Source organism: Desemzia sp. AGC72 (assembly GCF_057334175.1).
The window spans coordinates 121,692-134,546 of sequence record NZ_JBHFIG010000010.1 but is presented as its reverse complement, the minus strand read 5'-3'; the positions used below and the strand labels follow the sequence as shown (position 1 = coordinate 134,546).

13 protein-coding genes are annotated in these 12,855 nt (G+C 36.7%); 3 read left to right on the top strand and 10 right to left on the bottom strand.

Annotated features, from left to right (window positions below):
• Positions 1-8: 8 nt before the first annotated feature.
• From ACE025_RS06075 to ACE025_RS06040, 8 genes are all read right to left on the bottom strand, one after another.
• Positions 9-857, bottom strand: a complete 849-nt coding sequence (locus tag ACE025_RS06075; protein WP_485938476.1) for an SGNH/GDSL hydrolase family protein — start codon at positions 855-857, stop codon at positions 9-11.
• Positions 858-1,079: 222 nt separating this feature from the next.
• Positions 1,080-1,616 carry a nucleoside tri-diphosphate phosphatase gene (gene ntdP / locus ACE025_RS06070; protein ID WP_092479624.1) on the bottom strand — a complete coding sequence of 179 codons (537 nt, stop codon included), beginning with the start codon at positions 1,614-1,616 and terminating at the stop codon, positions 1,080-1,082.
• 247 nt (positions 1,617-1,863) lie between these two features.
• Positions 1,864-3,042, bottom strand: coding sequence for an A/G-specific adenine glycosylase (gene mutY / locus ACE025_RS06065; RefSeq protein WP_485938473.1), 1,179 nt, complete (start codon positions 3,040-3,042; stop codon positions 1,864-1,866).
• A 7-nt stretch (positions 3,043-3,049) separates the two neighbouring features.
• Positions 3,050-3,898 (bottom strand): recombination regulator RecX, encoded by an 849-nt coding sequence (gene recX / locus ACE025_RS06060; RefSeq protein WP_485938471.1) that lies wholly within the window; start codon positions 3,896-3,898, stop codon positions 3,050-3,052.
• Between the two features lie 155 nt (positions 3,899-4,053).
• The gene (locus ACE025_RS06055) at positions 4,054-5,814 is read right to left on the bottom strand and encodes a glycoside hydrolase family 3 protein (RefSeq protein WP_485938469.1); all 1,761 of its coding nucleotides are present in this window, start codon (positions 5,812-5,814) and stop codon (positions 4,054-4,056) included.
• Positions 5,815-5,998: 184 nt separating this feature from the next.
• Positions 5,999-6,535, bottom strand: a complete 537-nt coding sequence (locus ACE025_RS06050) for a general stress protein (protein WP_485938467.1) — start codon at positions 6,533-6,535, stop codon at positions 5,999-6,001.
• Positions 6,536-6,569: 34 nt separating this feature from the next.
• Positions 6,570-7,439: an SDR family oxidoreductase gene (locus ACE025_RS06045; RefSeq protein WP_485938465.1), complete on the bottom strand. Its 870-nt coding sequence runs from the start codon at positions 7,437-7,439 to the stop codon at positions 6,570-6,572.
• Positions 7,440-7,622: 183 nt separating this feature from the next.
• Entirely contained in the window at positions 7,623-8,453 is an 831-nt protein-coding gene (locus ACE025_RS06040) for a general stress protein (protein ID WP_485938463.1), read from the bottom strand.
• 229 nt (positions 8,454-8,682) lie between these two features.
• Between ACE025_RS06040 and ACE025_RS06035 the strand changes: the two genes are divergently transcribed.
• The 3 genes from ACE025_RS06035 (at position 8,683) to ACE025_RS06025 (ending at position 10,316) form a co-directional block, all read left to right on the top strand.
• The gene (locus tag ACE025_RS06035; RefSeq protein ID WP_485938461.1) at positions 8,683-8,886 is read left to right on the top strand and encodes a DUF1659 domain-containing protein; all 204 of its coding nucleotides are present in this window, start codon (positions 8,683-8,685) and stop codon (positions 8,884-8,886) included.
• Positions 8,887-8,919: 33 nt separating this feature from the next.
• On the top strand, positions 8,920-9,144 hold the full coding sequence (locus ACE025_RS06030) for a DUF2922 domain-containing protein (RefSeq protein ID WP_485938459.1): 225 nt from the start codon (positions 8,920-8,922) through the stop codon (positions 9,142-9,144).
• Between the two features lie 98 nt (positions 9,145-9,242).
• The gene (locus tag ACE025_RS06025) at positions 9,243-10,316 is read left to right on the top strand and encodes a peptidoglycan-binding protein (RefSeq protein ID WP_485938457.1); all 1,074 of its coding nucleotides are present in this window, start codon (positions 9,243-9,245) and stop codon (positions 10,314-10,316) included.
• A gap of 58 nt (positions 10,317-10,374) precedes the next feature.
• Here the strand turns inward: ACE025_RS06025 and ACE025_RS06020 are convergent, their stop codons facing one another.
• The gene (locus ACE025_RS06020) at positions 10,375-11,244 is read right to left on the bottom strand and encodes a MurR/RpiR family transcriptional regulator (protein WP_485938455.1); all 870 of its coding nucleotides are present in this window, start codon (positions 11,242-11,244) and stop codon (positions 10,375-10,377) included.
• Between the two features lie 127 nt (positions 11,245-11,371).
• Entirely contained in the window at positions 11,372-12,847 is a 1,476-nt protein-coding gene (locus tag ACE025_RS06015; protein WP_485938453.1) for a PTS transporter subunit EIIC, read from the bottom strand.
• Positions 12,848-12,855: the final 8 nt, after the last annotated feature.

Below are 12,855 nucleotides of genomic sequence, written 5' to 3'. Positions count from 1 at the left end.
CCTTTAAATTAATTCCCAGCACCTGAAGTTGTATCTACTGGTACTGCCAATTCTTCATTAAATATTTCACCCATCAACTGGTTGCCTTCTTCGTTTAATGTCACTCCGTTTTCTTCAACATTGGTTTCTATAGAGCCATTTTGCTGTTCTAATAGTTCTAAGTATTTTTCATGTATATCAAACAATGGTAATTCGATTTCCTCTGCTACTTCTACTGCAGCATCTTTATAATCTATGTAAGTCAGCATTCTAGAGTTGTAATCTTCTGATTCTTCATTAGGTGTAGGGGTTACTAACACAACTAAGGCATCTGGCAACATCTCTTGGATTTGATTTACATTCCTAACCAAATAGTCTTTAGAATCCTCTATACTGACATCACGGATTTGATCACCTAAAGCTGGAGTCAAAAAGAATACAACATCTGCATTTGTTTCTGTTAAGCTTTGTGCTGCATTAGTAATATATAGATCATAAGAATCTGTTTCTGGTTTCAAGAGCGAAGTTGATTGCAGATCATTGGTCAATGAAGAATTTAGTGCTGCAGCAACACTTTCTACCCAAACGGCGTCATCTGCTGATTGCCCGTAAAAAGCAATAGCTGGTTCTTTCTCTGTTAACTCTATGTATTTTATGTAATCTATGATAGACAACTGATTGCGCTTACTTTCATAAGAAGAAATATCATTTTCCTGAACGGGTACTTCTTGATCAGTACTTTCTTTTTTTTCTCCCTCAGCTGAAGTTGCTTGAATCAACTCTTGCTGTTGTTGATTTGAAAAATCATATCCTGCATACACTACACCTACTGTAATAAAAAATAACAACACAACTAATATCATACTTTTCTTTTTCATGGTTCCACTCCTTATTTTTAACATCTATCATTATTATAATAAAAAAACAGGTCATCTTCACAATTTTCATTATGGTGATGACCTGTTCGGCTCTATCTCACATTACTAGACAAAACGCTTCAATACCTATTTTTATTCAAAAAGTAACCACGGTATTCGCTTGTCAAAAACGCTTGATGAAGATTTCACTTTATTGGAACACTCACAACCTTGTACCAAGACCTATTGTTTCCCAGATAATTGACGGTATCGGTCATACCAAATGTCCATGTATGCCTGAGAGAATGGACCTTTGCCTTCGTTGATCCAATCTACAAGGATTTTGACATTTTCTTTCAATATATGATCAATATCTTCTGGATATTCCCATTTACGACTATGGTCTTCGTACTCGTCTACATCCAACAACCGCTTTTCGCCATCTGGAAATACTTTGATGTCTAAATCATAATCAATATATTTTAATCCTTCTTCATCAATAAGAGCTGGTGAGGCAAGGTTACAATAATAAGATACTCCGTTATCGCGAATCATAGCGATGATGTTGAACCAGTATTTTTTATGGAAATAAAGAATAGCCGGTTCTCTTGTCACCCATCTTCTGCCATCTGCTTCGGTAACTAGAGTATGGTCATTGCAGCCGATCAAGGATTGATTACTTGTTTTTAGTACCATTGTATCTCGCCACGTGCGATGTAAACTGCCGTCGTGTTTATAGCTTTGGATCGTGATGTATTCTCCTTCTTTTGGATGATGCATCGCTAACCCAACTTTCTTTATCTCTATTACTTGTTAAGAGATAGTTACTTTACCACAAGTGTAAGAATACACTCGAATCATTAAATAGTATACCATAATCATTTTAATAAAGTAAAAAAAAGGTGGGTGTTTAGCCCACCTTTTTTTTCGTTGATCTAAAGCATCAATTTCCCGCCTCTTTTCGGTGCACAAATGCTCTTAAGGTAACAGTGAAAAAAGCCTTTATCGATATTCAAAATAAGTTTGTTTATTTCTGTAAAAATTTATTTTTATACGCTGCCCACATCTTCATTTGAGGACCCGGGAAAGTATATTGATCAAAATCTTCGGGTTTCACCCATGCACAATGCTCTGGAATCGTAGCAATTGAGTCTTCGTGGCTGAGTTCTCCATAATAAATAGCCATGTGCCATTTAAGATGGCTGAAAATATGTGTATCTCCAGCAAACGGCTCTGTTATCAAAACGGGTTTTATTCCGTAAAATAAATCCAGTTGATTGCTCAAGTCATTAACTGAATAGTCTGTCAGTCTATCTTTTGTCGTGACGAACTTCCCTTTGGAGAAAAACTGACTCATCTGGTTCTCTTCCAACAACGGAAAAGTCCACATACTGGCTAACAAACCATTGCTTGGTCGCTTTTCAAGTAATAATTCTCCTTTACGGTTGCTAACGACAACTCCAACATAATAAACAGGTTTTGCTTTTTTCTTTTTGCTTTTTACAGGATATTTTTCCCATGTGCCATTTAGAAAAGATTGATTGAATTCTTTCACAGGACTTTTTTCAGGATGATAATTTTTCGGCGTACAAATAGTAGCACCTAAATCCATCAGAGCTTGATTGAAGTCTCCTGGTCTATAAGGATCAATGATTTCTCTTAAAATCTCTTCAAACAGCTTACGATTGGCAGGTAAAGCAATATCTGCATCAATTTCAAATAAGCGGCTTAAAATGCGCATGATATTTCCGTCCACGGCCGGTTCAGGTAATCCGAAAGCCATACTGGCGATTGCTCCCGTCGTATATGGCCCAATCCCTTTTAACTTGATGATTTCTTTTGGATCACGCGGCATTTCGCCATTGTAATCTTCGACGATCTGGATTGCTGCTTTCTGCAAATTACGAACCCGAGAATAATATCCTAGTCCTTCCCAAGCTTTTAATAAAGTATCTTCTTCTGCTTGGGCTAAAGCTTCAATAGAAGGGAATGTTCTCATAAAGTTTAAATAATACGGAATAACCGTGTCTACACGTGTTTGCTGTAGCATGATCTCCGATACCCAGATACGATAAGGATCATTATTCTTCCGCCATGGAAGATCTCGTTTTTCTATATCGTACCAGCTTAATAAAGTTGTTCGAAAGCGTTCGATTTTTTCTTTTGGCCAAATTTGTATTCCATTGATTGCTTTTTCCTTCGCCATACTCAATTCACTCATCTTCTTCTAATTCCTTCTCATTAATAAATTGGGTAATCAATTCACCATCAAAACCCTTTTGGTATAAATTAGTCTTCACTTTTTGAATTTTTTTGCTGCCTATCAGCTTAGATTGTTTACGCCAAATCTTTTCTCCATGTCTCTTTAATGCTTCATATTCATCATCTTCTTCTTTTTCTGTATCTATATGAGTCAAGATTTCAGTGATCTCATCACTGTTGAATCCTTTTTGCATGAGATTTTGCCTAACCTTATTTGCTGTTTCTTTCGAAGAACTTTGTTTAGTTCTTTTCAACACCTTGTTCGCTGCAGCAACACCATTTTCGATTCGCTGTTCTAAAGGATACTGCAATAAGGCTTGTTCAATGATCGTGTCCTGAACGCCACGCTTTTTCAGTTCCTGACGTATAGTGTAAGGTCCTTTTCCATTAAGATTAGCTGCAGTTCTCGTATAACTTTCTGCGTAAGTCAAATCATCAATGTACTTCATTGTTTTTAATTTTTCGATAGCTTTTTCTGCTGTTTCTAATGAAAACTCATGTTTCAACAAATCGTCTCGGACTTCTTTTTCTGAGCGCAGTGAATAACTTAAGTAATTTACGGCTCGTGAAAAAGCTTTGCTGAAATCGTCTTCTTCCTCGAGCTGTTTTTGAAATTCTTTTGAAATTTCCATTCCTTTAAAAAGAACATGGTTTACTAAAACTGATTCATCTATAGGAAAAGCGTACTCTCCGTCTAAATAAACGTTGTATCGTCCCTTACGTTTTTGGGTTTCTATTTTCGTGATCTTGGGATTCGTTTTTTTCTCATTCTTTGGTTGGTCATTTGGAGTAAGTGACAAACCTCCCACCTCCTAATCCTATTTCTTGCTCTTATTATAGCGTACCTCAAACAAATGTTCGAATCAATTCTTTTCCATCAAATTTGTAGTATACAAAAAGCACTTATGAGAGAGATTTATCCCCACATAAATGCTTAATTTACCTATCGTTTAGTTTAGTAATGAGTATCTTCGAATCCGCAAAATACGTCTACTGGAGATACTCCTTTGAATTCTGAACGGCCTATGAATTTGTCCACTAACGCTTTCATTGTGAAGTCTTTGTTGTCATAAGCGTTGATGTACGTTTGTACTTGAGGCACATCAGCTAAGTGGAATGGAGATTGCAATGAAACAAAAATCATCGGTGCTTCGTGTACATAGAATGGAATATCCGGAGTACCTTTTGAAGCTGGCCATTGGATACGTTGATCCATATTGGGATTAACAATAGCCAAGTTGATGATCAAATCATACTTTTCTGTTAATTCGGCAATTGGACGTTTTTGAGCATATACGTTTGCCAATGCTGCTTTTCTTTCTTCTTCAGGCATTTTCATGATTTTTTCTTCAGCAGCTTCCCAAATTGATACTTCAAAACCTTCTGCTTCAAGTAACTCTTTTATTTTAGCAGATGAGCGTACATTTTCACCAACCATTGCTCCGAAACCACCTTGTGTTCCCTTAACATCTACTAGCAGCACACGTTTTTTGTCTTCTGGAGAAATCGGGAAGATATTTTCTTTATTTTTAACTAATGTGATTGCTTTGTCAGCAACTTCTTCTGCAATTTTTTGATTTTCTGGGAGACCGATTTTAGCCATTGCTTCTTCTTTCGAAGGCAAAATTTCTGTTTTAGCTTTTTTGTGCAAGCCTAAAGCAGCTTTTGTTCCTAAAATACGAGTCAACGCTTCTTTTAGACGATCTTCAGTAATAACGCCATTTTTGTATCCATCCATCATCCATTGTAAGTCTTCGTCTGGATCATTGAAGAATAAGAATAAATCTGGACCAGCAGCGATAGAAGCTGGAAGCATGTCTTTACGTTTCATAGCACCTGTTAAAGCAACCATATGGCTAGCATCAGTTACAACTAACCCATTGAATCCCATTCTATCTCTTAATAAGTCTGTCAAAATATATTTGCTAAGAGTGGCTGGCAAATATGCTTCTTGCACTGTTGCTTCAGGATTGAAGTGACGTAAGTAAGAAGGTAATGAGATGTGTCCAGCCATGATAGATGGAAGTCCAGCATCAAATAATGAACCGTAAACTTTACCAAAAGTAGCATCCCACTCTTCTACAGAGTAATGGTTAGGCGCAAATGATAAATGTTGGTCACGCTCATCGATTCCGTCTCCTGGGAAATGTTTTGCAACTGGAGCGATACCGCTCTCTTGAATTCCTCTCATATATTCTAGAGAAAGTTCAATGGTTTGATCCACATCTGAACTCCAAGTACGAGTAGAGATGATCGGATTACGCCAGTTGCGTAAAAGGTCAACAATCGGAGCAAAACTCCAGTTACATCCAATAGCTGCCGCTTCAATCCCCGAAACGCGTCCCATTTCGTAAGCGTACTTCGGATCATTTGTAGCAGCAATTTTTACTTCGTTACCGATATATGTTCCATCAGTGCTTGCGCCGTTTCCACCCATTTCAGTGTTAGCAGCGATCAATAGTGGAATTTTACTATTTTCTTGTAAAATGCGGTTTTGTACGTAAACTTCATCTGATTTACCAGGATTGTAACGAACTCCCCCAATATGGTAGTCATTTAAGACACCTGTTAAATATTCTTTAGTACGGCTTGAACCCATGTTAATAAACAATTGACCGATTTTTTCTTCATCTGTCATACTTTCAATTGTATTTTCTGCCCATTTAATGGATTCAGCGTCTAAGTTATATGGTTTTGTAGTTAAATCATCTTTCATTTTATAAATCTCCCTTCAATTTATAGAACGTTTTCTATATCATTATAAAATAAGCAACTACATATCACAGTACAAAACTTTGTTTTATTTTCAAAATTAATTGTTTCTTCATAATCTATTCTGTTATGTAAAAAAACCTTGCTGTATAAAAAATTATTTTTATACAGCAAGGTTTTTAATCTATTTATTTTTTAGTGGTATCATCATCTACAATATCATCTAGAGGTCTAGCGTTAGTTTCTTCTTTGACTACTCCATAAATAGGTCCTCTATCTACAGACCCATTCAATAAGGGATCTTCATCTAATTCTACATCAGATTTATCCTCTCTCGATTCTACGACAGCATCATCAATACTCGTTGCTGCATCATTATTCTTTTCATTCAGAGCAGTATCATTTACAATGACGACATAATTCCCGTGTATTAAATCCTCTTCTAATTTAACAGCCTCGTGCATCTCAATTCCATATTGTTCCAAAGTGGCTTCTTCACTAGGTTTAGCAAACATACCTTTGAAACGATCCCACGCGCTTTTGTCTTCTACAGTGTCCACTTTATCTACTTGAACTGAAGTTAAGTCTTCTAAATTTTCGTGGTTTTTCTTATTTGTTACTACAATAATATCGCCAGATAAATAATATCCTTCATTTAATAAACGACGAACTGCTTGTATTGTTTCATTAATTGACTTATAAGAACCTTCTATTCTTTTTACCATAATTATCTGCCTCCAGTTTCCTTAAGAAAGACTGTTAACCATTGATGATTTCTCCACCGTTGACATGCAACATTTGACCTGACACATAGCTTGAGTCTGAGCTCGCTAAATATACATAAGCGCCTGCCAGCTCATAAGCTTTCCCCGGTCGACCTAAAGCTCCGCTTTTACCCCAAGTCTTCAATTGTTCTTCATTAAACGTAGCAGGGATCATAGGAGTTAAAATTGGACCTGGTGCAACTCCATTTACACGGATTTTTTTATCTAATATTTGTGAGTGTTGTGATAATGCTCTTGTAAAGCTTACAACTGCCCCATTAGATGCAGAATAATCAAGAAGGATCGGTTTTCCTTTGTAGGCTGTGATTGACGCTGTATTGATGATTGAACTTCCTTCAGATAAATATGGAAGAGCAGCTTTTACAAAGTAATGCATGCTATAAACATTCGTACGGAAAGTGCGATCTATTTGTTCAGCTGTGATATCTTCGATTTTTTCTTGTACATGTTGTTCTCCTGCATGGTTCACCAACACATCGATTTGACCCCATTTATCCGTCACTTCTTTGACTACTTTTACAACAAAATTTTCATTACCGACATCACCTTTGAGCGTTAAAACTTTTACACCTAACTCTTCTAAGCGATTTTTTGTCTTTTCGGCATCTTCATCGTTTTCATGGTAGACGATTGCTACATTGGCTCCTTCTTTCGCAAATGCAATGGCTGTGGCTTGACCGATACCGCTATCTCCACCTGTAACAATAGTGTTTTTGCCTTTTAATTTTCCAGCTGGTTTATAATTTGGATCTTCTGTTTCAATTTCTTGAGGAACATCTGCTGTAGCGTCGCTCATCAGATATCCTTTTTTTGGTTCTTGTGATTTCAATTCTTCATTTGTCATAATTTATCCTCAACCCTTCTGAGATTTTATTCTGTTTAGCATTCATTTATTTGCTTTTCATTTTAAAGATAACAAAAAGCTTTTTTAGTTACAAAAAAGACGCTTGTCACTTGATAAATAATAAAAAGAAGTTAGAAAATTTCTAACTTCTTTTTATTCACAATTTAAGTGATGTTAAATTTCTTAATGATTATTCTTTTCAGTATTGTCAGTGGTTTTTTCACCACTTTGGATATAAGTGTCATCATTGTTTGCGTCATTGTCTGGTTTATTGACATAGTCGGATGAGTCATCCGCATCATTTTTAGCATTGCCCGCTGTATAGCCTGTGTTGATATTGTCTGGGTAGACATGGTTTCCTTCATCTATAGTGACACTTGTTTCATCGCCCGTTAATTGAGGAGCCTCTTCATCTTCTAACATATTATCATTTTCATTATTATCTACAGGTTCTTGAGCATTTTTATTTAATTTTTTGTCATCCATGAGCGCTGCCTCCTTATTTTGGTTTGGTTTATCTTCTCTAGCAGATTGTGCTTTAGTTGGATCAAAAATTTCTTCATCCCCTGGAGAAGGTTCATAATCCTCTTTCATTGCCTCTTTTGAAGCGATGATTGCTGGATCTTCTTGTTCTACTGATGCAGTTTGACTTTGATTTGATATGTCTTTCTCTGCAACTAACAGCAGAACATCTCCATTTTTTAAAGCTGCATTATATTTTTCTGCCTCATTTTCATCTACGTCATATTTTGTAAGAGGTGCATTTGATTCTTCAGAATCATACTTACCAAAAGTCAGCATTTCCTTTGCTTTTTCCCAAAATGAAGTTCCTTCATTAGGATCAACAGTATCTACCTCCACCAAAGTCAGATCTTTCAATTCTTCTTGGTGTTTTGATTTGCGGTCTGTAACGACTACGATTTCTTCAGCCTTATGTCCTTCATTTAATAATCTTTCTACTGCTTTGATCACTTCTGTTGAAGTTTGATAAGTTCCTTCTACTCGTCTTTGCATTCTTCTCACGCTCCAATTTAGTTAAAACAATTTTTTGGTTCATACTAAAGTCTACTCAAGTTCAATGTAAGCATATCAAAAACCCTTGTTCTCTTCAAAGAAGATGACTCGTATGCAACCCAGTTAAATAAAATAACCGTAAAAGGAAACAGATAAAAACCGGGTTACGTTACTAGACATGTAAGCAGTCATGACAACCTTACACAAACAGAAAAAGGAGGAATGAGTTATGCAAAGAGAATGGAATAAAGGGGCAATTGAATTATATTTTGAAGATATTGAAAACGAGGAATTTCTTCGTCGAAGCTACCCGAATACAATTGAAAATGTCTCTGCAGAACAAGTTGAAGGATTTACTGCAGCTATTGAATCTTTATCTGGATTAGATTTAGGCCACACAATAATTGTCGAAGAATACAAATATACTCGTTAACCCAACGTAAAATACTAAAAGGAGGAATAAATCATGGCAAAAACGTTAGAATTGAAGTTTGGAACAAGTATCAATAAAACAAAAACAATTAGTGTGAAAGACCCGCTTCTTGATGTAACTTCTGAGACTGCTCAAAAAGCAATGGCAGATATCATTCACTTGAATATGTTTGACATTGAAGGTGTTAACCCTTATGCAACCAGTCTTTCAGCTCGTTATGTGGAACGATTAGTAACAGATATTTTTGAAACCGAGTAACGATGTGTCCTAACTGAAACAGAATTCACATCAAAACTGGACCAATCCTATTGGTCCAGTTTTTTTACGTCTCGATTAAAAAATAAGGAGGTCTATCTATGTATACGATCGAAAAACAATTTATCCCTATCAATCAAAAATCCTTAATAGCATCAAAGTTCATTATCGCCCATGACTCTGGTAATCCCGCTAATGTTGGCAAAAATGCATTGATCAACGAAGTAACTTACATGTCTCGAAAAGCGAAAGAAGGTGGGGTTTTTACCAGCCATTGGGTAGGAGGTGGAGGAAGAATTATTCAAATAGCTCAAACTGGAAAGCTTCAACATGGTGCAGGACCAAAAGCCAATCCCTATGCTTATGCCCAAGTTGAATTGGCTCGAACAGCAAACAAAAAACAATTTGCTATAGATTATCTCGCTTATGTTTGGTTATTAAAACATTTAGCTGCTGAAGCTTCTCTCCCATTTACGTTAAATACTGGAGATTCTATCAAAGATAAAGGCATCAAGACTCATCATTGGGTCAGCCGAAATTTAGGAGGGACCACACATACTGACCCAGATCGTTATCTAGCTCAATTTGGAGTGACAATGGATCAATTCGCACACGATCTTTCTAAAGGAGCACAAAGTTTTTCTAAAAAACAAGTTACGATGTCTCATTTAGTCAAAAGAGGCGATACCCTTTGGAGCATTGCTGAAAAATACCACACCACTATTCAGCAGTTGATAATGATCAACTTTTTGCCTTCTGAAGTCATTTATACTGGACAAATACTCAGACTAAAAAAGGATTCCAGTATTTTAACTGATGCAGAAGTCATCACTCAAATCCAACGTACGATCGGTACTGAACCTAATGGTCTTTTTGGATCGAATACTAAGATTGCTATTTTAAAATTATACCAACGGACTTATGGTATCTATCCAACTGGCATCTGGAAGGATTCCTTATCTCTTTCAACGCGCACTTTGAAATCAGGTAGTGAAGGTTGGGACGTATATGCTGTACAAGCTATGTTGTATTGTTTAAATTACAATTGCGTAGGTCTTATAGATAAGAAGTACGGTGCCAATACTGAAAAAGCCGTTCGATTGTTTCAAAAAAATCACTACCTAAAAGATGATGGTCTTTTTGGGCCAAAAACACAGGAAAAACTTTTTAGTTAAAAAAAGAGACCTATAAAAATAAGCAGGTGCTGGTAGACATCCAGCGACCTGCTTATTTTTATAAGTTGAAAAACTCGTACTGCTGATATAAATGATCAATAGCTTCTTTTGATTTTTCCAATTTTTGTATACTAGCTTGGTAATAATTCGTAACATAAGCATAGAATAAAATATCGATTGCATACATTTGTGCTAGTAATGAAACAGTTGCTCCGCTTCTCAATGGAGGCTCTTGCGCAAAAGCTGTTTTCAGCGGCACATCTGACAAAGTACTCAATGTATTTTCAGTATTGCGTGTTAACGAAATGGTTTGTACGCCAAAATCTTTTGCCATCTTCGTCAACGCCAAAACTTCACTTTTTTCTCCTCCGTTAGAGATGCCCAAAAACAATGCTTTATCATCTGCCACAGCCAATGCAGTAGCTAACACGTGTTGATCTTGAAGAATGATTACTTTTTTTCCTATTCGACTGAACTTTTGCTGAAAATCTTCAGCCACAATGCCTGAAGCTCCAACTCCAAATGGATAAATCACTGAACTTTCGTAAAATAATTTAGTCGCTTGGGATACAGCCTCGGAATCTAACGTATGATTCGTTTCTTTGAAAACATGATGCGTGTTCACCAGAAATTTCTTCTTTATTTGTTCTAAGTCTTCGCCTGGAACGATATCGGTGTAGACATTATCATTGATTCCTTGTAGATCTGCTGAAAGCTGCAGCTTCAAATCCACGAAACCTTTTAAACCAATGGAACGGCAAAAGCGAATGACCGCTGCTGAACTGGAGTCGGCTTTTTTTGCCAATAGTGATGAATTCATATTGATAACAGATACAGGATCCTTCAAAATGACTTCAGCGATCTTTTTTTCTGACAATGGTAGAAATGCTTTTTTTTCTTTTATCTGCAGTAAGATATTGTTTAACATATATTTTCCCCTTTTGGTGCTTGCTGATCGATTTGGACGAATAATCCTCTATAAAAAGAAAAGGCATCTAAACTGATTTCAGTTAGTTGCCTTTTACAGTTACCTTTATAGTATAAAGCTTAAGTGCTTAATAGTCGATGACCGTTTCACCATCAATTTCAGTAGTAGGTAACTCAGTTGGTTCCATAGCTTCTGCAGGTACTCCAAAGAAGTACGTTGCTGCAAAACCTCCAGCGTATGCAGCTAGTAAACCTAATACATATCCCCACCATAAGCCATCAGCAATTAATGGAATTAAAGCAACCCCACTTGGTCCAATAGCAGTAGCTCCGACTCCACCGATCAATCCGATAACAGCACCACCGATTCCTCCACCAATACATGCTGTAATAAATGGACGGCCTAATGGTAATGTAACAGCATAGATCAACGGTTCGCCAATTCCTAAAATCCCTACTGGCAATGATCCTTTGATCATATTTGTTAATTGTTTGTTCTTACGGCATTTTACCCATAAAGCCATAGCTGCTCCGACTTGACCAGCACCAGCCATTGCTAAAATAGGTAAAAGCAATGTTGAACCTTGAGAAGCAATCATTTCAATATGGATCGGTGTTAAAATTTGGTGTAAACCAAACATAACCATTGGTAAGAATGCCGCTCCTAAAACGAATCCAGCAAAAGCCCCACCAACATTCAATACCCAAGTGATAGCACCGACTAATGAACCTGAAACAAATCCTGCAAGCGGCATAATTAAAAATATAGTCGTAAGTCCAATAACCAGTAATGTTATTGTTGGAGTCACAATGACGTCTAATGAATCAGGAACAACTTTGCGTAAGTTCTTTTCTACAATAGATAATAACCAAACTGCTAAGACAACTCCGATTACTCCACCTTGTCCTGCTGCTAAAGGTTGACCAGTGAAAATGTTTGGTAATGGACTTTCAGGTAACATTCCTGGAAGGTAGATCAATCCCCCAATAATACCGCCTAATCCTTCTGTAGCTCCAAAAACTTTTGCTGCATTGATACCGATATAAATATTTAAATAAATAAATAGTCCATTTTTAATAATATTTAGCACTAGTACACTGTAGCCCCATGTTTCAGCATCAATACTTCCAGCAGTAATCAAGTTTTGGAAAACTGAAGCAATACCACCGATGATACCCGCTCCAACGAATGCTGGAATTAATGGTACAAAAATATTCGCGATTGATTTTAAAGCACGTTTGAATGGAGTATTATTGCGTTTCTTTTGTTCAGATTTAGTAGCTGCTGCTTTTCTTTCAGCTTCTTGTCGTCCTGAAGGTACACCAGTAGTGTCCACTTCAGCTGGACGGCCTTTTTTCATTTGAGACATTTCATTGGCCACTTTAGTAACAATTCCAGGTCCTAAAACGATTTGCAACGTATCGTCTTCTACTACACCCAAAACACCCTCAACTTTTTTCAACTTTTCGATATCGACTTGGTCGTAATCTTTGATGTCTAAACGGACACGAGTCATACAGTTGATCACATTGCCCACGTTACTCATCCCGCCAACTTGACTGTAAATATCTTTAGCTAATTTTTCTTCTTTTGCACTTGCCATTACTCTTC

What these genes read in the sequence shown, in the direction of transcription:
- ACE025_RS06075 (WP_485938476.1), bottom strand. Translation starts at nt 857, where the DNA reads ATGAAAAAGAAAAGTATGATATTAGTTGTGTTGTTATTTTTTATTACA.
- ntdP (WP_092479624.1), bottom strand. Translation starts at nt 1,616, where the DNA reads ATGCATCATCCAAAAGAAGGAGAATACATCACGATCCAAAGCTATAAA.
- mutY (WP_485938473.1), bottom strand. Translation starts at nt 3,042, where the DNA reads ATGGCGAAGGAAAAAGCAATCAATGGAATACAAATTTGGCCAAAAGAA.
- ACE025_RS06055 (WP_485938469.1), bottom strand. Translation starts at nt 5,814, where the DNA reads ATGAAAGATGATTTAACTACAAAACCATATAACTTAGACGCTGAATCC.
- ACE025_RS06050 (WP_485938467.1), bottom strand. Translation starts at nt 6,535, where the DNA reads ATGGTAAAAAGAATAGAAGGTTCTTATAAGTCAATTAATGAAACAATA.
- ACE025_RS06045 (WP_485938465.1), bottom strand. Translation starts at nt 7,439, where the DNA reads ATGACAAATGAAGAATTGAAATCACAAGAACCAAAAAAAGGATATCTG.
- ACE025_RS06040 (WP_485938463.1), bottom strand. Translation starts at nt 8,453, where the DNA reads ATGCAAAGACGAGTAGAAGGAACTTATCAAACTTCAACAGAAGTGATC.
- ACE025_RS06035 (WP_485938461.1), top strand. Translation starts at nt 8,683, where the DNA reads ATGCAAAGAGAATGGAATAAAGGGGCAATTGAATTATATTTTGAAGAT.
- ACE025_RS06030 (WP_485938459.1), top strand. Translation starts at nt 8,920, where the DNA reads ATGGCAAAAACGTTAGAATTGAAGTTTGGAACAAGTATCAATAAAACA.
- ACE025_RS06025 (WP_485938457.1), top strand. Translation starts at nt 9,243, where the DNA reads ATGTATACGATCGAAAAACAATTTATCCCTATCAATCAAAAATCCTTA.
- ACE025_RS06020 (WP_485938455.1), bottom strand. Translation starts at nt 11,244, where the DNA reads ATGTTAAACAATATCTTACTGCAGATAAAAGAAAAAAAAGCATTTCTA.
- ACE025_RS06015 (WP_485938453.1), bottom strand. Translation starts at nt 12,847, where the DNA reads ATGGCAAGTGCAAAAGAAGAAAAATTAGCTAAAGATATTTACAGTCAA.